This is a genomic window from Thermobifida alba, assembly GCF_023208015.1.
GTDB lineage: Bacteria > Actinomycetota > Actinomycetes > Streptosporangiales > Streptosporangiaceae > Thermobifida > Thermobifida alba.
This window is the reverse complement of sequence record NZ_CP051627.1, coordinates 1594208-1614517: the sequence shown is the minus strand read 5'-3', so window position 1 is coordinate 1614517 and position 20310 is coordinate 1594208. Positions and strand designations below refer to the sequence as shown.

Annotated in this window: 17 protein-coding genes; 12 read left to right on the top strand and 5 right to left on the bottom strand. The window is 72.9% G+C overall.

Going from position 1 to position 20310, the window contains the following annotated elements:
• Positions 1-162: 162 nt before the first annotated feature.
• From FOF52_RS07140 to FOF52_RS07120, 5 genes are all read left to right on the top strand, one after another.
• Complete coding sequence (locus FOF52_RS07140) at positions 163-3012, top strand: glycoside hydrolase family 9 protein (protein ID WP_248593042.1); 2850 nt, start codon at positions 163-165, stop codon at positions 3010-3012.
• 146 nt (positions 3013-3158) lie between these two features.
• Positions 3159-3884 (top strand): FadR/GntR family transcriptional regulator, encoded by a 726-nt coding sequence (locus tag FOF52_RS07135; protein ID WP_248593041.1) that lies wholly within the window; start codon positions 3159-3161, stop codon positions 3882-3884.
• A gap of 131 nt (positions 3885-4015) precedes the next feature.
• Positions 4016-4969 carry an EamA family transporter gene (locus tag FOF52_RS07130; protein ID WP_248593040.1) on the top strand — a complete coding sequence of 318 codons (954 nt, stop codon included), beginning with the start codon at positions 4016-4018 and terminating at the stop codon, positions 4967-4969.
• Positions 4970-5051: 82 nt separating this feature from the next.
• Positions 5052-6116 (top strand): RNA polymerase subunit sigma-70, encoded by a 1065-nt coding sequence (locus FOF52_RS07125; RefSeq protein WP_248593039.1) that lies wholly within the window; start codon positions 5052-5054, stop codon positions 6114-6116.
• 34 nt (positions 6117-6150) lie between these two features.
• Positions 6151-6651: a GyrI-like domain-containing protein gene (locus FOF52_RS07120; protein ID WP_248593038.1), complete on the top strand. Its 501-nt coding sequence runs from the start codon at positions 6151-6153 to the stop codon at positions 6649-6651.
• Between the two features lie 216 nt (positions 6652-6867).
• Here the strand turns inward: FOF52_RS07120 and fdhD are convergent, their stop codons facing one another.
• A complete protein-coding gene (gene fdhD, locus FOF52_RS07115; protein WP_248593037.1) occupies positions 6868-7692 on the bottom strand; it encodes a formate dehydrogenase accessory sulfurtransferase FdhD in 825 nt (274 codons plus the stop codon).
• A gap of 139 nt (positions 7693-7831) precedes the next feature.
• On the opposite strand from fdhD, the gene FOF52_RS07110 reads away from it, so the two are divergent.
• Positions 7832-8941, top strand: a complete 1110-nt coding sequence (locus FOF52_RS07110) for a protein-tyrosine phosphatase family protein (RefSeq protein ID WP_248593036.1) — start codon at positions 7832-7834, stop codon at positions 8939-8941.
• Positions 8942-8951: 10 nt separating this feature from the next.
• Here the strand turns inward: FOF52_RS07110 and FOF52_RS07105 are convergent, their stop codons facing one another.
• Complete coding sequence (locus FOF52_RS07105; protein ID WP_248593035.1) at positions 8952-9365, bottom strand: hypothetical protein; 414 nt, start codon at positions 9363-9365, stop codon at positions 8952-8954.
• Positions 9366-9522: 157 nt separating this feature from the next.
• Positions 9523-10524, bottom strand: a complete 1002-nt coding sequence (locus FOF52_RS07100) for an NAD-dependent epimerase/dehydratase family protein (protein ID WP_248593034.1) — start codon at positions 10522-10524, stop codon at positions 9523-9525.
• Between the two features lie 344 nt (positions 10525-10868).
• Here FOF52_RS07100 and FOF52_RS07095 point away from each other — a divergent pair, with 344 nt between their 5' ends.
• The gene (locus tag FOF52_RS07095) at positions 10869-12335 is read left to right on the top strand and encodes a polysaccharide deacetylase family protein (RefSeq protein ID WP_248593033.1); all 1467 of its coding nucleotides are present in this window, start codon (positions 10869-10871) and stop codon (positions 12333-12335) included.
• A gap of 58 nt (positions 12336-12393) precedes the next feature.
• Positions 12394-13026: an ATP-dependent Clp protease proteolytic subunit gene (locus FOF52_RS07090; protein WP_248593032.1), complete on the top strand. Its 633-nt coding sequence runs from the start codon at positions 12394-12396 to the stop codon at positions 13024-13026.
• Positions 13027-13553: 527 nt separating this feature from the next.
• On the opposite strand, the gene FOF52_RS07085 is transcribed toward FOF52_RS07090, so the two are convergent.
• Both FOF52_RS07085 and FOF52_RS07080 read right to left on the bottom strand, forming a co-directional pair.
• Entirely contained in the window at positions 13554-13904 is a 351-nt protein-coding gene (locus tag FOF52_RS07085) for a helix-turn-helix domain-containing protein (protein ID WP_248593031.1), read from the bottom strand.
• A gap of 69 nt (positions 13905-13973) precedes the next feature.
• Positions 13974-14987 (bottom strand): LacI family DNA-binding transcriptional regulator, encoded by a 1014-nt coding sequence (locus tag FOF52_RS07080; protein WP_248593030.1) that lies wholly within the window; start codon positions 14985-14987, stop codon positions 13974-13976.
• Positions 14988-15306: 319 nt separating this feature from the next.
• Between FOF52_RS07080 and FOF52_RS07075 the strand changes: the two genes are divergently transcribed.
• From FOF52_RS07075 to FOF52_RS07060, 4 genes are read left to right on the top strand one after another with little or no spacing between them, the layout of a single operon-like run.
• Complete coding sequence (locus FOF52_RS07075; RefSeq protein WP_248593029.1) at positions 15307-16587, top strand: ABC transporter substrate-binding protein; 1281 nt, start codon at positions 15307-15309, stop codon at positions 16585-16587.
• Positions 16584-17471, top strand: a complete 888-nt coding sequence (locus FOF52_RS07070) for a carbohydrate ABC transporter permease (RefSeq protein ID WP_248593028.1) — start codon at positions 16584-16586, stop codon at positions 17469-17471. Before FOF52_RS07075 ends, FOF52_RS07070 begins: the two co-directional genes overlap by 4 nt.
• Before the next feature lie 2 nt (positions 17472-17473).
• Entirely contained in the window at positions 17474-18376 is a 903-nt protein-coding gene (locus tag FOF52_RS07065) for a carbohydrate ABC transporter permease (RefSeq protein WP_248593027.1), read from the top strand.
• Positions 18377-18432: 56 nt separating this feature from the next.
• Positions 18433-20085: a glycoside hydrolase family 43 protein gene (locus tag FOF52_RS07060; RefSeq protein WP_248593026.1), complete on the top strand. Its 1653-nt coding sequence runs from the start codon at positions 18433-18435 to the stop codon at positions 20083-20085.
• The last annotated feature ends 225 nt before the right edge of the window (positions 20086-20310 follow it).

Below are 20310 nucleotides of genomic sequence, written 5' to 3'. Positions count from 1 at the left end.
GTTTCTATGTCATAGGTCACATAATATGGGAGCGCTCCCATGCAGTGGCCTCCGCATGCGGATTCTCCTCCCACAACGACGATCCCCCTCCACGGAAGGACTCCCGTGTCGAGACCCAGACGTAGATCCCCCCTCGTCGGGGCCACGGCGGCCGCCTGTGCGGTGACCCTCGGACTCACCGCGGTCCCCGCCCAGGCCGACGAGGTCAACCAGATCATCAACGGTGACTTCACCAACGGGACCGCTCCCTGGTGGGGTACCGAGAACATCCAGCTCGACGCCACCGACGGCGTGCTGTGCGTCGACGTCCCCGGCGGCACCATCAACGCCTGGGACGTGATCATCGGACAGGACGACGTCCCGCTGATCGAGGGGGAGTCCTACTCCTTCTCCTTCACCGCCTCCGGCACCGAGCAGGTCTCCATCCGCGCCCTGGTGCAGGAGCCGGTGGAGCCGTGGAGCACCCAGATGGACGAGCGGGCCATCCTCGGCCCCGAGGCGCAGACCTACGAGTACGTCTTCACCTCCACCGTCGACTGGGACGACGCGCAGGTCGCCTTCCAGATCGGCGGCTCCGACGACCCGTGGACCTTCTGCGTGGACGACGTGGCCCTGCTGGGCGGCGCCGAACCCCCCGTCTACGAGCCCGACACCGGCCCGCGGGTCCGCGTCAACCAGGTCGGCTACCTGCCGCACGGCCCCAAGAACGCGACCGTCGTCACCGACGCCACCGAGGCGCTCACCTGGGAACTGGCCGACTCCGACGGCACGGTCGTGGCCACCGGCCAGACCGAGCCGCACGGCGCGGACGCCTCCTCCGGCCTGAACGTGCACACCGTCGACTTCAGCTCCTACACCACCGCCGGAAGCGGCTACACGCTCACCGCCGACGGTGAGACCAGCTACCCCTTCGACATCGACGAGAGCGCCTACGAGGAGCTGCGCGTCGACGCGCTGTCGTTCTACTACCCGCAGCGCAGCGGCATCGAGATCCTCGACTCCATCGCCCCCGGCTACGGCCGCGCGGCCGGACACGTGGGCGTGGCCCCCAACCAGGGCGACATCGACGTGCCGTGCGCGCCGGGCACCTGCGACTACTCCCTGGACGTGTCGGGCGGCTGGTACGACGCGGGCGACCACGGCAAGTACGTGGTCAACGGCGGCATCTCGGTGCACCAGCTGATGAACATCCACGAGCGCTCCCAGAGCGCCCCGACCGCCCAGCCCGACAAGCTGGGCGACTCCACGCTGCGCCTGCCCGAGACCGGCAACGGCGTGCCCGACGTGCTCGACGAGGCGCGCTGGGAGATGGAGTTCCTGCTCAGCATGCAGGTCCCCGAGGGTGAGCCGCTCGCCGGGATGGCGCACCACAAGATCCACGACGAGCAGTGGACCGGGCTGCCGCTGATGCCCGCCGCCGACCCGCAGCCGCGCTACCTGCAGCCGCCGTCCACCGCGGCGACGCTGAACCTGGCGGCCACCGCAGCCCAGTGCTCCCGGGTCTTCGAGCCCTACGACGCGGCCTTCGCCGCCGAGTGCCTGGACGCCGCCGAGACCGCCTGGGACGCGGCCCAGGCCAACCCCGCCATCTACGCGCCGGCCGTCGGCGAGGGCGGCGGCCCCTACAACGACAACAACGTCACCGACGAGTTCTACTGGGCCGCGGCCGAACTGTTCCTGGCCACCGGGGCCGAGAAGTACCGCACCGCGGTGACCTCCTCGCCGCTGCACACCGACGACGAGGAGGTGTTCCGCGACGGCGCCTTCGACTGGGGCTGGACCGCTCCGCTGGCCCGGATCCAGCTGGCCACGGTGCCCAACGACCTGGCCGACCGCGACCGGGTGCGCGACTCCCTGGTCGCCGCCGCCGACGACTACCTCGCCGGCGTCGAGTCCAGCCCGTGGGGCCTGACCTACAACCCCGACAGCGGCGTGTTCGTCTGGGGATCCAACAACCTGGTCCTCAACAACATGGTGATCATGGCCGTCGCCTTCGACCTCACCGGCGACACCAAGTACCGCGACGGCGTGCTGGAGGGCATGGACTACATCTTCGGCCGCAACGCGCTGAACCAGTCCTACGTCACCGGCTACGGCGAGAAGGACTCCCGTAACCAGCACAGCCGCTGGTACGCCAACCAGCTCGACCCGCGCCTGCCCAACCCGCCCAAGGGCACCCTGGCGGGCGGCCCCAACTCCGACGCCTCCACCTGGGACCCCACGGCCCAGGCCACGCTGACCGGGTGCGCCCCGCAGATGTGCTACATCGACGACATCGAGTCGTGGGCCACCAACGAGCTGACCATCAACTGGAACGCCCCGCTGTCGTGGGTCGCCTCCTTCGTCGCCGACCAGGACGACGCGGGCGACGGCTCGGAGGAGCCGGAGGAGGACACGGTCCCGCCGACCAAGCCGGAGAACCTGCAGGTCACCAACGTCACCTCTACCAGCGCCACGCTGACCTGGGACGCCTCCACCGACAACGTCGGTGTGGTCGGCTACGAGCTGGAGATGGGGTACACCGACGTGATCCAGTACCTGGACAGCACCACGCAGACCAGCTACGAGCTGACCGGTCTGCAGCCGGGGCGCAAGTACACCTTCTGGGTGGTCGCCTACGACGCCGCGGGTAACTTCTCCCAGTCGGCCAGCGTCAGCTTCACCACCGAAGAGGACGAGGAACCGCCCGTCTCCGGCGCCTGCGAGGTGGAGTACCGGACCACCGACTGGCCGGGCGGCTTCACCGCCGCGGTGCGGCTGACCAACACCGGCGACACCGCGTGGAGCAGCTGGGAGCTGGGCTTCACCTTCCCGTCCGGGCAGACCGTCGACCACGGCTGGAGTGCCACCTGGGAGCAGAACGGGGCCCGGGTGACGGCCACCTCGATGCCGTGGAACGGCTCCATCGCCCCGGGAGGCTCGATCGACATCGGCTTCAACGGAACCTGGAACGGGTCCAACGGCAAGCCCGAGGAGTTCACCGTCAACGGTGAGTCCTGCACGGTCAGCTGACCCCTGACCCGGCTCCGGAGGTGAGCCCTCCCGGTCCCCGCCGACGCCCCGTCGGCGGGGACCGGACCATCCGCCGTCCCCGCACGGCCCGCAGCCGTGCGGGGACGGCCCCCACAACGTTCCGGTAGGACGAGGAAGGCACCGACGTGACCTCCGACAGCGCCGTGCGCGCGACCCCCGGCGTCGAACGGATGACGGTGACCCGGCGGGCGGTCGAACAGATCAAGGCGATGATCGCCGACGGCACGCTGCGCCCCGGCCAACGGCTGCCCACCGAGCGGGACCTGGCGGCGGGGATGGGGCTGTCCCGCAGTTCGATGCGGGAGGCGATCCGGGTGCTGACCACCCTGGGAGTGCTGGAGGCGCGGCACGGCGCGGGCGTCTACGTCACCGAACTGCACCCCCGCGGCCTGCTGGAGCCCTTCTCGGTCCTGGCCGAGGTCGGCCGCGGCCCCACCCTGCTGGAGATGCTGCAGGTGCGCCGGATCGTGGAGCCGGCCGCCGCCGCGCTGGCCGCGATCCGCGCCACCGACGCGCAGCTGGCCGAACTGGCGGCGCTGCTGCAGGAGGACGGGCACGGCTGCGGCGCGGGGCAGACCGAGGCGGGCGCGGCGTTCCACCGGGCCGTCGCCGCGCTGGCGGGGAACGCCACCCTGGCGGCCCTCGTCGACGGACTGTCCTCGCCCGCGCTCGGCGCGCGCCTGGGACGCGGACAGCAGGAGGAGGAGTGGACCGCACGGCTGTGCGAGGACCACCACCGCATCCACCGCGCCCTGCTGGCCCGCGACCCCGACGCGGCGAAGGCCGCGGCGACCCTGCACGTCCTGCAACTGGAGGAGTGGCTCCACAGCCGCGTGTCCGACCTCCGGTAGGAGCGCAGCCGCTCCGCGACCGCCGCCGCGCTGACCGAGAGGAAAGCCACAGGCCCCCCGAAAACCCCATCCCCTAGGATCAACGCGACCTCAAAAGGTCCTGTCAGCGGATATCCACCATCGGGGGAGCAATGGTCGAAAGCAGCAGGAACCGGTCGTCCGGGTTGGTGTTCGCGATCCTCTCCGCACTGGCCTTCGGCGGCTCCGGTCCCGCCGCGCGGCCCCTGCTCGACGCCGGACTCGACCCGTTGCAGGTGACCTGGCTGCGGGTGGCCGGAGCCGCGCTGCTCCTGCTGCCCGTCGCGCTCTACCACCACCGGGCGCTGCGCACCCGCCCCGCGCTGCTGCTGGCCTACGGGATGTTCCCGATGGCGGGCGTGCAGGCGTTCTACTTCGCCGCGATCTCCCGGATCCCCGTCGGGGTGGCGCTGCTCATCGAGTTCCTCGGCCCGGTGCTGGTCCTGCTGTGGACGCGCGTGGTGCGGCGGATCCCGGTGTCGCGCGGAGCGGCCCTGGGCGTGGTGCTGGCGATCGCGGGCCTGGGCTGCCTGGTGGAGGTGTGGGCGGGCCTGCGCCTGGACGCGGTCGGTCTGCTGCTGGCCCTGGGCGCGGCGGTGGGCCAGGCCACCTACTTCCTGCTGTCGGACGCCGCGCGCGACGACGTCGACCCGCTCGCGGTCATCTCCTACGGCGCGCTCGTCGCCGCGGCCCTGATGAGCCTCCTCGCCCGCCCCTGGACCCTGCCGTGGAGCACGCTGGCCGGCGCGGTGGAGTTCGCCGGACGGGACGTGCCCGCGCCGGTGCTGCTGGTGTGGCTGGCGCTGGTGACCACCGCCCTGGCCTACCTCACCGGGGTGGCCGCGGTGCGGCGGCTGTCCCCGGTGGTCGCCGGGGGCGTGGCCTACCTGGAGGTGGTGACCTCGATCGTGCTGGCCTGGCTGCTGCTGGGGGAGGCGCTCAGCCCCGCGCAGATCGTGGGCGCGGTCGCCGTGGTGGCGGGCGCGTTCCTCGCGCAGACCGCGGTCCCCGAGACCCCCGCGCCGCGGTCGCAGGAGCCGCGCACGGCCCAGGACGCCCCCGTGTGAACCGGGCTTTCCCCGCCCCGGTGCGGGGAAGGAGGGCCGGTGACGGGGAAGACGGGGCAAGAGGAGCCGACGGGAGGACACCGTGGCAGGACACTCCGACCCGCGGGCCGCGTCCGCCCGACTGGCGGACTGGTCGGCGCGCTACCGCGGCGAACTGACCGGACACTGCTACCGGATGCTGGGATCGCCCTTCGACGCCGAGGACGCGGTGCAGGAGACGCTGCTGCGGGCCTGGCGCCGCCTCGACCGCTTCGACGGGCGGCGGGCCGGACCGCGGACGTGGCTGCACGCGATCGCCACCCGCGTCTGCCTGGACCTGCTGCGCGGGCGACGCAGGCGTGCCCTGGCCGTGGACCTGGGGCCCGCCGCGTCGGCCGGGGCGCCGCTGGGCGCACCGCTGGGCGAGGACCACTGGGTGCTGCCGGTCCCCGATGCCTCCGTGCTGCCCGTGGCAGGGGATCCTGCCGACCTTGCGGCCGCACGCGAGACGGTCCGCCTGGCGTTCGTCGCCGCACTGCAGTACCTGCCGCCCCGGCAGCGCGCGGTGCTGCTGCTGCGCGAGGTGCTGTGCTGGAGCGCGGCCGAGACCGCCGCACTGCTCGACGTGAGCGTCGCGTCGGTCAACAGCGCGCTGCAACGGGCCCGGGCGACGCTGCGGGCGCGCGGCGCGGCCGTCGGGACCGCGCCGCAGCCGCTGGACCGGACCCGGCGGGAACTCCTGGACCGCTACTGCTCCGCCTTCGAACGCCACGACGTGGCCGCGCTCGTGGCGCTGCTGCGCGAGGACGCCGTGATGGCGATGCCGCCGTTCGCGTGGTGGCTGCGGGGACGCGCCGGGATCGGGCGGGCACTGGCGGCCGCCCAGTGGTGCCGGGGATCACGGCTGGTCCCGGTGGCGGCCAACGGTTCGGCGGCCTTCGCGCAGTACGTTCCCGACGGCGGCGCCCTGCGGGCCTGGGCGGTGCAGGTCGTGGAGGTCCGGGGGGAACGCGTCGCCGCCCTGACCTCGTTCCTGGCCGCGGACCGGCTGTTTCCGCTGTTCGGACTGCCGTTGGAGATTTCGGGCGCCGAGTCGGCCGGGGGCGGGCGGCGCTTCGGGGACACCGCACCGATGAGTTTCGGCGCGGCCGGTCGTATTCCTGGGTGAGACGACCGTACCGACCACAGGAGGAGCGTCCCCGATGACCACCGAACCGCGTATCGAGGTCCGTGCCGAACAGCCCTGCGTGTCCATCCCGATCCGGGTGGCGCTGCGGGAGTGGGGACGCGCCAACGCGCTGGTGCCCGAGGTGTTCGGCTGGCTGCAACACCGCGGGATCGCGCCCGGCGGACCGCTGTTCTACCGCTACCGGGTGATCGGCGGCGCAGACGAGGAGTTCCACCTGGAGGTGGGGGTGCCCCTGGCCGAGCCCGTCGCCGGGGACGGGCGGGTGGTCGCCGGCCGTGTGCCGGGCGGCCCCTACGCGGTACTGACCCACCACGGGCACCCCGACCGGATCAGGGAGTCGTTCGCCGTGCTGGAGGAGTGGGCGCGGCGGCGGGGCATCGCCTGGGCCGTGCGCGACGTGGCCGGAAGGACGGTGTGGGACGGCCGGTTCGAGTTCTACCTGACCGACCCGGCCGTGCAGCCCGACCCGCGGACATGGTCCACGCAGATCGCCTACCTGCTCGCCGACGGCTGACCCGCGCGGCGGCGGGTGTCTCGCGGGTGCGGCGTCCGCCGCCCGGCCCTCGGCGCGGGCCGCGGCCGGGGCGGGGGATCGCCGCCGTGACGGCGGCGCGCGGCGCGGAGCCGCCGGCGGGCCCGGAACCGTCGACCACCCGTGGCTGCGCGTCCGGCCAGGCCCGGGCCGGGGCAGCGGGCCGCCCGGGGCGAGCGGAACAACGGCCGCCGGGGGTCAGTCCACGACGCGGTGGGCCCCGGCGTAGACGTTCATCGAGTCGCCGCGCAGGAACCCGACCAGGCTCATCCCGGACTGCGCGGCCAGCTCCACGGCCAGCGAGGACGGCGCGGAGACCGCGGCCAGCAGCGGGATGCCCGCCATGAGGGCCTTCTGCGTCAGTTCGAAGGAGGCGCGGCCCGACACCAGCAGGCCCGTGCCGCGCAGCGGCAGGCCGTAGCGGGCGGCGGCGTGCCCGACGACCTTGTCCACCGCGTTGTGGCGGCCGATGTCCTCGCGGACGCACAGCAGGTCGCCGTCGGGGGTGGCGAGCGCGGCGGCGTGCAGGCCGCCGGTGCGCTCGAACAGCTTCTGCGCGGCGCGCAGCCGGTCGGGCAGCGCGGCCAGCACACCGGTGGAGAAGCGCACGTCGTCGTCGGCCACGGTGAAGCGGCTGCGGGTGCGCACCGCCTCCAGGCTGGTCTTGCCGCACACCCCGCACGAGGAGGTGGTGGCGAAGCGGCGTTCCGCCGAGACGTCGGGCGGCGGCACGCCGGGAGCCAGGACGACGTCGATGACGTTGTAGGTGTTGACGCCGTCCTCGGTGGCGCCCGCGCAGTAGCGCAGGGAGTGGACGTCGGCGGCGTCGGCGACGAGGCCCTCGCCGATGAGGAACCCGGTGACCATCTCGAAGTCGTGGCCGGGGGTGCGCATGGTGACGGTCAGCGCGCGTCCGCCGACGCGCATCTCCAGCGGCTCCTCCACGACGAGGGTGTCCAGGCGGTCGCGTGCGGAGGAGCCGCTGATCCGCCGCACCCGCACCCGGGCAGTGACGCGTCCCATTCCCGCTCCTCCCGCCGTCCTCGAAGGTGGGGACGCCGCCAAACTACCCCTTCCGCGCCCCGGACGGGACGGGTGGGCGGCGGGGCCGGGGGAAGAACAGCACGGGACGTCGCGGACGCGCAGCGGGGAGGAGACGGCGATGGCGTGGGCGTGGGGCACCTGGGACGCGGTCTGGGACCGGGTGGCCGGGGCGATGGTGGGCGGCGCGGTGGCGCCGCTGCTGGTGGGGGAGCGCGCGCAGACGGAGGCGGAGTACCTGGCGGGGGTGGGCGGCCGGGTCGCCGGGGCGCTGCGCGGCCTCGCCGACGACGCGGACTCCGTGGGAGCGGGCGGACCCGAGCGGCGGTGGATGCGGGCGGTGCGGCTCAGCGCGGTGCGCGGGGAGCCGCCGCCCGGCGCCGGGCGGCGCGGGGAGCACCCGGCGCTGGTGGGATGGCGCGCGGTCGTGGAGACCCCGGCGCCGCCGCTGGACCCGGCACGCGGCGTCTTCCCGTGCTCCCAGCTGGTGGCGGCGGTACGGGCGGCCCACGAGCGGGGCGGGGCGGCGGCGGCCCGCTACGCGGGGGCGCTGGCCGGTGCGGGCTGGGGGGTGTCGGGGATCCCGCTGGCCGCCCAGCGGGAGCTCGCCGCAACGGTGCCGCCGCGCACCCTGGTCACGGCCGCGCTGGTCGCCGCGCGCGGGGACGCGCCCGAGGAGTGGCCGCAGCGGCGGACCCAGGTGGTGCCCGGACTGGACCGGGAGAACCGCCGGTCGTTCGCGGTGCCCCACCCCCACGACCCCGGGGTGGTGCTGTGCACCATGGAGTACGTGCGCGACAGCGCCGACGCCGGGGCGGTGGTGTCGCTGTGCCGGATGGGCACCGGCGACCAGCCCGCGCACCTGGGACCGCAGGACGTCGTCGAGGTGTGGCTGCACGACCGGCCGGGCGCCAACCGCAACCTGCACTTCGTGCTGGACGAGGCGGCGCGGACGGTGGCGCGGCTGCGCGCGGAGGGCCGGCGGGTGCTGCTGCACTGCGCGGCCTGCCAGTCGCGGACCCCGGCGGTGGCCGCCCGGTACGCGTCGGTGAGCCGCGGGGTGGACGTGGTGGAGGCGCTGCGGGAGATCATCTCGACGGTCGCCGGCCACCTCGACAACCCGGAGCTGAGCCGTGCCGCGGCGGCGCTGGACGGCGTGGACCTGGCCGACCCGCGTGCGGTGCTCTTCCCCGGAGGGATGCCGGAGCTGACCCGGACGCCGCGTATCTGAGCGGGCCGGGTCAGTAGGTGGAGTAGGCGGGGTCGGTGGTGAGGCTGAACAGCACCGCGCCGTACAGGACGTAGAGCAGGAGGGTCAGGACGAGGAAGGCGACGGAGACCCCGAAGCTGATCCAGCTGCCGATGGTGAGCTTGCGGGCCGTGTCCGGGTGGTCGGCGGCCTGGACGAGCGCGATGATGGACAGCACGGTGCCCACGGTGGCGGGCACCGTCCCGTAGCAGGTGCACAGCGCCAGGGCGTTGCAGACCAGCGACAGGATCGTGCTGGTCGAGGGGCCGGACGGCGGCGCCTGGTGGGGGTACATCGGGGCGGGCGGCGGGAACGGCGCGGGGTGGGAGTGCAGGGGAGGCACCCCCCAGCCGCCGGTGCCGTGCTGCGCGGGACGGCCGAAGTGTCCCCAGCCTTCGTGGACCATGGTCGTTCCGTTCCGTGGCTGACGAGGGGGTCGGGTCCATGATCCCAGAGCGGTGGGCATGCCGGGACTTCTCGCCCGATTCGTTATGGGCGGGGTGCGGGGGCGGCGCCGGGGAACTTTTCCGGTGCCGCGGCGATCCAAGCGGGTGTTGTGCGGGTCAGGCGGTCAGGTCGCCGTCGAACAGGGGGAGCAGGGGTGTGGGAGCGGAGAGGGCGTCGATGGTCTCGGTGATGATCGTGTCCAGGCCGGTGGTGGCCCGCCAGCCGATCAGGGCGGCGGCCAGGGAGGTGTCCGGGGCGCGGTGGCGGGTCGGGTCGTAGTGGGGGCCGCGGGCCACCCGGTGGTCGATGGTCACGATCTCGCTGGTCGACCGGGTGAGGAAGCGCACGCGCCGGGCCAGGTCCATGATGCTGGTGGGCCGGGTGGCGCCGATGTTGACGGCGCGGCCGTAGGCCCGGGGCTGCTCGATCAGGGCGAGCAGGGCGGCCACGGCGTCGTGCACCGAGCAGAAGCAGCGGGTCTGGGAGCCGTCCCCGTGCACGGTGATGGGGCGGCCGTGCACGGCCTGCTCCACGAAGGCGGGCAGCACGTGCCCGTGGTCGGCGCTCTGGCGCGGCCCGGTCACGTCGAACAGGCGGGCGATCACCGCGGGCATCCCGTACTCGCGGGCGTAGCGGGTGACCAGGTACTCGCCCAGCCCCTTGGTGACCGCGGTGCACCAGCGCCCCTCCTGGGCCGAGCCCAGGACGCGGTCGTCGTGCTCGCGCAGCGCCTCGCCGTCGCAGCGTCCGTAGACCTCGCCGCCGGAGGCGAACAGCAGGCGGCAGCCCCGTTCCAGGGCCGCGGCCAGCACCCGTTCGGTGCCGGTGACGTTGACGTGCACGGTCCGCACCGGGTCGACGCCCACGACACGGGCGCCCACCGGCGCGGCCAGGTGGAAGACCGTGTCGCGGTCGGCCACGGCGTCGCGCAGCGCGCGCTCGTCCAGCACCGACGCGTGGACGAAACGCGCCCGCGGGTCGCGCAGCGCGTGGACCAGGTTGGTGCGTGAACCGGTGGACAGGTCGTCGAGGACCACCACGTCGTGGCCGCGGGCGAGCAGGGAGTCGACCAGGTGGGAGCCGATGAACCCGGCCCCTCCGGTCACCAGAGCCCGCATAGCGATCACCCACCGAGGCACACCCGCCGACATCACCGTCGATGCCCATATAACTACACACAGCCACGAGTGGAGGGAGGCGGACAGGTGTGTCCTGTCCATTTGCGAAGAGCGTCCGCAGGCTGTTTGATACGACCCCATCGCCAACTGTTACCGTCGGAATGGTCGTGTCCAGCCATCGAAACCCCCAAGTCTGTCACTGCGCCGTGCGTCGTTGCTCCCCGAGGCCCAGTGGCGGGACGTAACTTTCAGTCGACGGCGCCGCCGGCGCCTCACCGATCCCCGGTCCCGGATCGACTCGTCAGCTCCCGCACGCCCTTTCTCACTCGTTAGGTCGGTTCGCAGTGGTGTGGAAAACATGGAAGAGGCAGCTGGTCAGCCTGTGCGCGGTCACGATGGTGGTGCCGCTCGGCGCCTGTACGGCGCTGGGGGAGCTCGGGGGCCTGACCGGAGACGAGGAGACGCTGCCCGAGGGGCTGCACACGGTCGACCCCACCTGGATCGAGGGGCTGAGCACCGCCGAGCACGCCGTGTCCGCCGGCGGCACGACGATCACCAGCAGCTATCCGGTGGTGCCGGGGGCCACCGACTTCACCGTCGAGGTGCGCACCACCATGGCCGAGCGGGAGACCGAGTTCATCACCGGGGGGCAGGGCGGTGAGCTGAAGCAGCACGCCGAGTTCCTGGTGGCCTCCGGCGGGGTGCTGGGGGCGCGGGTCGTCTCCCAGGCCGGTGAACGGGTGGAGGCCTCCACCCACTGGTACGACGCGGCCTCCGGCGAGGCCCTGCCGTGGACCGCGCTGCTCAACGGCGAGGAGGCGATCGACCAGCTCGCGGCGCGGGTGGCGCTGGCCCTGGACGAGGAGCACGGTGTGGCCGCCGACGCCATGCCCGAGGGGCTGCCCGCCGCCCAGGACGAACTGCCCGAGGCCCCCGAGGACGCGGACCCCGGCCTGGTCGACCCCGAGGCGGTGCGCAAGAGCGCCGCCGAACGCGCGGGCTCGGCCCTGGCCGACCTCGGCTTCGACGCCGCGGGCGACCTGGTGGTGAGCTTCAGCCCGGGCGAGGTCGCCGAGGAGGAGGTGCAGGTGACCGTGGCCGACAGCGAGCCGCTGCTGTCCCGGTTCGGCCGCACCGCGCGGAAGGCGGTGGTGGACGGCGAGGAGGGCCTGGAGCTGCCCTCCGACCACGCCCCCGGCTACCACATCGACTGCGACCGCGTGCCGTGCGTGGCGCTGACCTTCGACGACGGCCCCGGAGCCGACACCCGGCTGCTGCTGGAGCACCTGGACGCCTACTCGGCCAAGGCCACCTTCTACGTGCTGGGCCAGCTCACCGAGCACGACCCCGACACGGTGCGGGCCGCCGCCGAGGCCGGCCACGAGATCGCCAACCACTCCTGGAAGCACGACAACCTCGCCACCAAGAGCGGGGAGGCGGTGCACGAGGACATCGAGAAGACCTGGGCGGCCATCGAGGAGGCCGTCGGGGTGGAACGGACCACCGTCCGCCCGCCCTACGGGTCGTTCAACGAGACCACCCAGGCCAACATCGACTACCCGCTGATCCTGTGGGACGTCGACACCCTGGACTGGCAGCACCGCAACAAGAACAAGACCATCGAGTCGGCCGTGTCGGGCACCCGGCCCGGCAGCATCGTGCTCTTCCACGACATCCACCGGCCCACCGTGGACGCCGTGCCCGAGGTGCTCAGCCAGCTGCACGCCAAGGGCTACCACTTCGTGACGGTCACCGAACTGTTCGGCGACCGCACCCTGGAGCCCGGCGTGGCCTACTCGCGGCGCGACTGAGGCCCGCGCCGGCGGACACGGCAGAAGGGGCGGCCCCGGCGGGGCCGCCCCTTCTGCCGTGCGCAGACCTCCGCACGGCGGCCAAGCCCGTGCGCGGACCCGGCGCGCGGCGAGTCCGGAGACGGCGCGACCACCGCCGGCACCGAGGAGGAGGCGTGCGCCCCGTCCTGCCCGGACCCACCGCCGTCCCGCTGACGGGCACGGCCGTCGACGACCAGCCGGCCGCCCGGCTGCTGCACGAACGCATCGCGGTGCTCGACAGGAGGTCGACACCGCCGCCGACCGCGTCTGCGCGCAACTGCTGCCGGCCGCCGAGGACGACGAGCGCGACACCAGCCTCTGCATCAACTCGCCGGGCGGCTCGGGGGACGCGGGCATGGCCGTCGACGACACGATCCGGTTCGTCCCCAACGACGTGGCCACCCTCGCTCTGGGCCGCGCCGCGAGCACGGGGCGGTTCCTGCTGCGCGTGGGCACCCCCGGCAAGCGCTGCAGCCCGCCGCACACCAGGCGCCTCGTGCTGGAACTGATCGCCCGCCACACCGGGCAGAGCGTGGAGGCGGTGGAGCGCGACCGCCGCCGCGACCGCTGGTTCACCGCCGGGCAGGCCCGCGACCACGGGATGGTCGACCACGTCGTGGCGCACGCCTCGGCGCGCGCGGCCACGGCTTCGTGGCCCCGACGGCCGTGACGGAGCGGGGGAGCGGGCGTGAGCCGCCACGCGGTTCCCACGGCCGGGGCGCGCGCCCCGGCCGGGCAGCGGATCGTCTTTTCGGGCAGTCCCTCGACGGCGACGGAGCCACCGCGGTCGTGGCACAGCTGCTGCGCCCGAAGACGGAGAGCCCCGGCCCCGGCATCCACCCCTGCCGCTGCTCCCCGGGCGGTTCGGTGACCGCGCGACCGCGGTCGACGACACGACGCGGTACGTGCGGCCCGACGGCCCCGCGGTCGGCACGGGGCCGGGCGGCCGAGGCACCGGGTGTCCGTGCCGAGGCGGAGGAGAAGTCGGCCCGCCGCACCGGGCAGGACGGGGCGGCACTGCGCCGCGCCGCCGACCGCGAAGGGGCCTCACCGCCGCACGGGCCCGCGGACACGGTCCGGAGGGGCCCGACGGCCGCCCTCCGCTGACCGCCGCGGCCTGGACGCACCCGCCGGTGCCGGCGGGGCCCGGGGCGCACCTCGCGGGGTGGTCGGACCCCCGGGCCCGGAGCCTGCGGGTCAGGCCGCCAGCGCCAGCGCCTGCTGGGCGGCCGGGGTGGTGCGGTGCGGCGCGGACACGGGGGCGCAGACGGGGGAGAGCCGGCCGGTGATGCCGCCGAGCAGGTCGGCCAGGCGCAGGTCCAGGGCGCGGTAGACGGCGGCCGGCGCCTCCGAGGAGGGCTCCTTGCGGCCGCGTTCGATCTCCGACAGGTAGGGCAGGGACCCCCGGGCGGCCTCGGCGGCCTCGCGCAGGATCGGGCCCCGTTCCCGGCGGGCCCGGCGCAGCGCGTCGCCGACGAGGTGGCGCAGCAGCGGTGCGTCGGGGACGGGGGACGGTTCGGGCGCGGCGTGCCGGATGCGGTCGGTCAAGGCTGCCTCCGTCGCATGGCCGAGGACGCGGACGCGCCCAGTCCGTGCGAGCGCCCTGTCGGGGCGGGGTCAGCGGGGCGGGGGCGCGGTGCTGGCACGGGTCACCAGTTCGGTGGCGAGCTCCACGCGGCGGGAACTGGGGTCCTCCCCGTTGACCATGCGCAGCAGGGTGCGGGTGGCCATCTGCCCCATCTCGCTGAGCGGCTGGCGCACCGTGGTCAGCGGCGGCGCCGCCCAGGCGGCCTCCGGCAGGTCGTCGAAGCCGACCACGCTGATGTCGTGCGGCACCCGCAGGCCGAGTTCGAACAGGGCCTCGTAGGCGCCGCGGGCCATCATGTCGGAGCCGGCGAAGATCGCGGTGGGCGGCTCGGGCAGCTGCATCAGCCGGTGGGTCGTGGTGTAGCCGCCGGGGATGGTGAAGTCGCCGTGGCCGATGTACTCCTCGGGCACGGTCAGGCCCGCGGCGTCCAGCGCGCTGCGGTAGCCGTCCACCCGGGCGCGGCTGCACAGCACGCGGGTGGGGCCGCTGATGGTGGCGATGCGGGTGTGGCCCAGTTCGATGAGGTGCCGGGTGGCGGCCAGGCCGCCCGCCCAGTTGGTGGTGCCCACCGCGGGGACGTCGTGGGCGAGGTCGCCGACCGGGTCGACCACGGCCACGGGGACGCCCAGCGCGTCCAGTTGGGAGCGCTGCTCGGGCGACAGTTCCGACAGCACCAGCACCACGCCGTCGGTGCTGCGGGCGCGGACGTTGTCCAGCCAGCGGCGGACGGAGCGGCTGGGTTCGTCGCGCACGGCGGAGACGACCACCCCGACGCCCTGCTCGTGGGCGGCCTGCTCCACCCCGTGCAGGATCTGCATCGCCCAGGAGTTGTCCAGGTCCTGGAAGACCAGGTCGATGAGCCCCACACGGCGGCGGCTGGGGGAGCGTCGTGGCCGGTACTGGTGCTGTTCGAGGAGCTGTTCGACCTGGCGTCGGGTTTCGGCGGCCACGTCGAGGTGGCCGTTGACCACCTTGGAGACGGTGGAAACCGAGACACCGGCCTGACGGGCCACCTCGGCCAGGGTGGGACGTCGTCTGGACACGGGCCTCCTCGGGAACGTCGAACGCGCTTGCGCGACCATCCTAGTCCGAAACCTTTCGGGGAATTTTCGGGGGTGGCGGATGGTGTTTTGTGCTTCTGTGTCGGGGATCGTACCCTTCCGTACTGGAGTTTCGCTGAGAGGTGTGACCTCTGTTACTCGACTGAGACCCCCAGGGGCTTGACGGAGATTTAGGGCACATCTAGCGTCTCTATCTCGAAAACTCTCGAAATATTTCGGAGTTCGGTAGCTGTCGTTCTATCCCCCTGAACCCCAACCCGAGGACGGTGTCCCGCCCATGAGACGCATAACCCGGTCCCACATGCTCGGCAGTGCCTTCGTGGCGCTCGCGCTCGGTCTGACCACCGCCTGCGGCACCTCCGGCCCCGGAGCCGGCGACGACGGACCCGGCGTCGAGGTGTGGGTGGTCGAGGACGCCACGGTCAACGAGGTCGTGCAGACCGCGGTCGACACCTACAGCGAGAACGCCGGCATCGAGGGCGAGGTCGTCACCTACGTCAACGACGCCTACAAGCAGCGCATCCAGGTGGCCCTCGGCTCGCCCGAGGCCCCCGACGTCTTCTTCAACTGGGGCGGCGGCAACCTCGCCGAGTACGTCAAGGCCGACCAGGTGGTCGACCTGACCGAGGCGCTGGAGGCCAACCCCGAGTTCAAGGAGGCCTTCCTGCCCAGCGTCCTGGACGTGGCCAAGATCGACGGCAGCTACTACGGCGTCCCGATGCAGGGCGTGCTGCCGGTCGTGCTCTTCTACAACAAGAAGGTCTTCGAGGACGCCGGCGTGGAGCCCCCCGCCACCTACGACGACCTGCTCGACCTCGTCGACACCTTCAAGAAGGAAGGCGTCACCCCCATCGTCCTGCCCGGCGCGCAGGCCTGGACCGAGCTGATGTGGCTGGAGTACCTGGTGGACCGCGTCGGCGGCGCCGACGTGTTCCAGGCCATCGCCGCCGGCGAGGAGGGCGCCTGGAGCGACCCCGCCGTCATCAAGGCCCTGGAGATGTGCCAGGACCTGGTCGAGCGCGGCGCCTTCGGCGACAACTTCTCCTCCCTGACCTCTGACAACGGCAGCGCCTCCACGGTGCTGGCCAGCGGCAAGGGCGCGATGTACCTGATGGGTACCTGGGAGCTGTCCAACCAGATCGAGAACAACCCCGACTTCGTGGCCAACGGCGACCTCGGCTTCGCCGCCTTCCCCGCGCTGGAGGACGGCGAGGGCGACCCCGCGGCGATCGTCGGCAACCCCAGCAACTACTTCTCCGTCAACTCCGACAGCCCCAACACCCAGGAGGCGATCAACTTCCTCGTCGAGAGCATGGCCTCCGACGCCTACGTCGAGGACCTCATCGAGATCGGCCACGTGCCCGCGGTCGCCGGGATCGAGGACAAGCTGGCCGAGACCGAGCACGCCGAGTTCACCACCTTCACCTACCAGCTCGTCTCCGACGCGCCCACCTTCACCCAGTCCTGGGACCAGGCGATCCCGCCGTCGGCGGCCGAGACCATGCTGACCAACCTGCAGCTGGTGTTCCTGGGCGACATGACCCCCGAGGAGTTCGCTGAGGCCATGGAGGCCACCCAGTGACCTCGGCCACCCGAGTGCAGCGGCCCGGAGCCCTCTGGGCCGCTCCCGCTCTTGTCTTCTTCGGCCTGTTCGGGCTCGCCCCGATCGTCATCGTGGCCGGACTGAGCTTCACCACGTGGAACGGTCTGGCGTCACCGGAGTGGGCGGGCCTGGCCAACTGGCGGGCGCTGCCCTCCGACAAGCTCGTCGGCTCCGGCATGCTGATCACGCTGTCGCTGACCGTGCTGACCTGGGCCACCCAGACCCCGCTGGCCCTGGCCTTCGGAGCCTGGGCGGCCGGCCCCCAGCGCATGCGCGCCGTGGCCAGCACGATCTTCTTCCTGCCGCTGCTGCTGTCCACCGCCGCCATCGCGCTGATCTGGCAGGCGCTGCTGGACCCCACCTTCGGACTGCCCGCCCAGTGGGCCGAACTGACCGGACTGAGCGCCAACGTGCTGGGCGACCCGGACGTGGCGCTGTGGGCGATCGTGTTCGTCCTGCTGTGGCAGTTCCTGCCGTTCCACATGCTGCTCTACCAGGCGGCCGCCAAGCAGATCCCGACGTCGCTGTACGAGGCGGCCGAGATCGACGGGGCCAGCCCCCTGCAGCGCTTCTGGCACATCACCGTGCCCCAGCTGCGCCACACCATCATCGCCTCCTCCGTGCTCATCCTGGTCGGCTCGATGACCTACTTCGAGACCGTGCTGCTGCTGACCGGAGGCGGCCCCGGGACCGCCACCCGCATCCTCCCGCTGCACATGTACCTCAAGGGCTTCTCCGCCTTCGAGATGGGATACGCCAGCGCCATCGCGGTCCTGCTGGTCGCGGTCGGCACCGGGCTGTCGCTGCTGGTGGTGCGGGTCAGCGGCTACTCGAAGATGACCAGTGAGCGGGAAGGATCCTGACGATGTCGACCATCACCGCCCGGCGCACGGGCGAACAGGCGGGCCGCGCCGCGCCGCAGCGCCCCGCCAGACGCCCCGGCACCAGGAAGGTCGGCCGTCCCGCCTACGGCGCGGGCGTCGGCGCGGCCGTGTGGCTGGTCCTGGTGCTGGTGCCGCTGTACTTCCTGGTCGCCACCAGCCTGCGCGGCTCGGGCGACTACCTCACCGCCGGCCCGCTGTCGATCCCCGAGGCGATCACCTTCGAGGCCTACCAGCGCGCCTTCGAGGTGGGCTTCCTGCGGTTCCTCACCAACAGCCTCATCGTGGCGATCGGCGCGATCGCGCTGGTGCTCGTGGTGGCCCTGCCCGCCGCGTTCGCCATCGTGCGCAGCGCCAGCCGCGTGGTGCGCGTCGGGTTCATGCTGTTCCTGCTGGGACTGGCGGTCCCCGCGCAGGCGGTGATCATCCCCATCTACCTGCTCATCACCCGCCTGCACCTGTACGACTCGCTCACCGCCGTCATCCTGCCGACCGCGGCGTTCACCCTTCCGGTGTCCATCGTGGTGCTCACCAGTTCACTGCGGGACGTGCCCAGCTCGCTGTACGAGGCGATGGCGCTGGACGGAGCGAGCAACTTCCAGACGTTCTGGCGTCTGGTCCTGCCCCTGTCCCGTTCCGGGGTGGTCACCGTGACGATCTTCGTGGGGCTCAACGCCTGGAACAACTTCCTGTTCCCCCTGGTGTTGACGCAGAGCACGGACACCCGGGTGCTTCCGCTGGGGCTGTGGGAGTTCCAGACCCAGTACGGCACCGACGTTCCCGGCCTGATGGCGGCCGTGGTGCTGTCGGCGCTTCCGGTACTGGCTCTGTACCTGTTCGGCCGAAGACAACTACTCGGCGGGCTGGCCGCCGGAATCGGCAAGTGAGCCGCCACCGACCCTCGCGCGTGCCGGAGACACCGGCCCGAGCCAGAAAGGCAGTCATGACGTCTCCCCAAGACACGTCCTCCCCGTCCCGTGAGGAGCCGAGAGCGGGCATCATCCGCAACCCGGTGCTGACCGGCTTCTACCCCGACCCCTCGATCCTGAGGGTGGGCGACGACTACTACGTGGCGACCTCCACGTTCGAGTGGTCCCCCGGGGTCACCCTGCACCACTCCCGGGACCTGGTGCACTGGCGGTCCCTGGGCGGGGCGCTGACGGAGAAGCGGCTGCTGGACCTGACCGGGCGCCGGGACAGCGCCGGGGTGTGGGCGCCGGCCCTGTCCTACCGCGACGGGCTGTTCTTCTTGGTCTACACCAACGTCGAGAGCTACAGCGGCAACTTCTGGGACAGCCCCAACTACGTCACCACCGCCCCCGACATCACCGGCCCCTGGTCGGACCCGGTGCCGCTGCACTCGCTCGGCTTCGACCCGTCGCTGTTCCACGACGACGACGGGCGCAGCTGGCTGCTCAGCCCCTCCATGGACTGGCGCCCCGGCCACGACGCGTTCGGCGGCATCGTCGCCCAGGAGTTCTCGGTGCGCGACATGAAACTGGTCGGCGAACCGAAGATGATCTTCACCGGCACCGAGATCGGAGTGACCGAGGCGCCGCACATCTACAAGCGCGACGGCTGGTACTACCTGGTGACCGCCGAGGGCGGCACCCAGTGGGAGCACCAGGTCACGGTGGCGCGCTCCCGCTCGGTCACCGGCCCCTACGAGGTCGACCCGGCCGGGCCGACGCTGACCTCGCGGCACGTGCCCGAGGCGGTGCTGCAGCGGGCCGGGCACGCCAGCCTGGTGGAGACCCAGCACGGCGAGTGGTACCTGGCGCACCTGACCGGCCGCCCGCTGCCGCCCAGCGGCCGGTGCGTGCTGGGACGCGAGACCGCGCTGCAGAAGATCGAGTGGAGCCCGGACGGCTGGCCGCGGGTCCGCAACGCCGAGCCGCTGGTGGAGGTCCCGGGACCGCGCGGCCTGGCCGCGCACCCGTGGCCGCAGCAGCCCGAGACCGACCACTTCGACGGCGCCGAACTGCGCCCCGAGTGGAGCACGCTGCGCCGCCACTTCGACCCCTCCTGGGCGTCGCTCACGGAGCGCCCCGGCTACCTGCGGATCCGCGGCGGCTCCTCGCCGTCGGGACTGCACGGGCCCAGCATGGTGGCGCGCCGGCTGCAGCACCACGCCTGCGTGTTCGAGGCCTGCCTGGAGTACGACCCGCAGGACTTCCGGCAGATGGCCGGGATCACCGCCTACTACAACACCCGCCAGTGGCACTACCTGCGGGTCAACCGCGACGACCGCGGCGGGGTGTTCGCGGGCGTGCTCACCAGCGACCGGGGCCGCATCAGCGAGGTGGGGCGGCGCGTCAGCGTCACCGGCTGGCCGCGGGTGTTCCTGCGCGCCGAGATCGACCGGAACAACCTGCGCTTCGCCGTCTCCTCCGACGGCAGCACCTGGGCCGACCTGGGCGTGCGGCTGGACATGAGCATCCTGTCCGACGAGTACGCCGAGGAGCGCTTCGGCAACGAGCCCATCATGTGGGGCTTCACCGGGGCCTTCCTCGGACTGTGGTCGCACGACATGACGGGGGCGGGACTGCCCGCCGACTTCGACTTCTGCACCTACCGGCCTCAGTCCCCCTCCTGAGGCCGGGGGCCGTCGCGTCACCCCCTCGACGTGACGGGCCGGACCGTCCGTGGTCCCTCCCGCAGCCCCGGACCCCCTCCCGGGCACGGGGGAGCGTCGGCCGTGGCCGCCACGGCCGCGGCCGACGCGGCACACGGACGGCTGTGACGGACCCGACCCCTCGGTGCTCCCCGCCGAAGCCCCGGCCTTTCCTCCCGGGCCGGGCAGGGCGGAGACGGGTCGGCC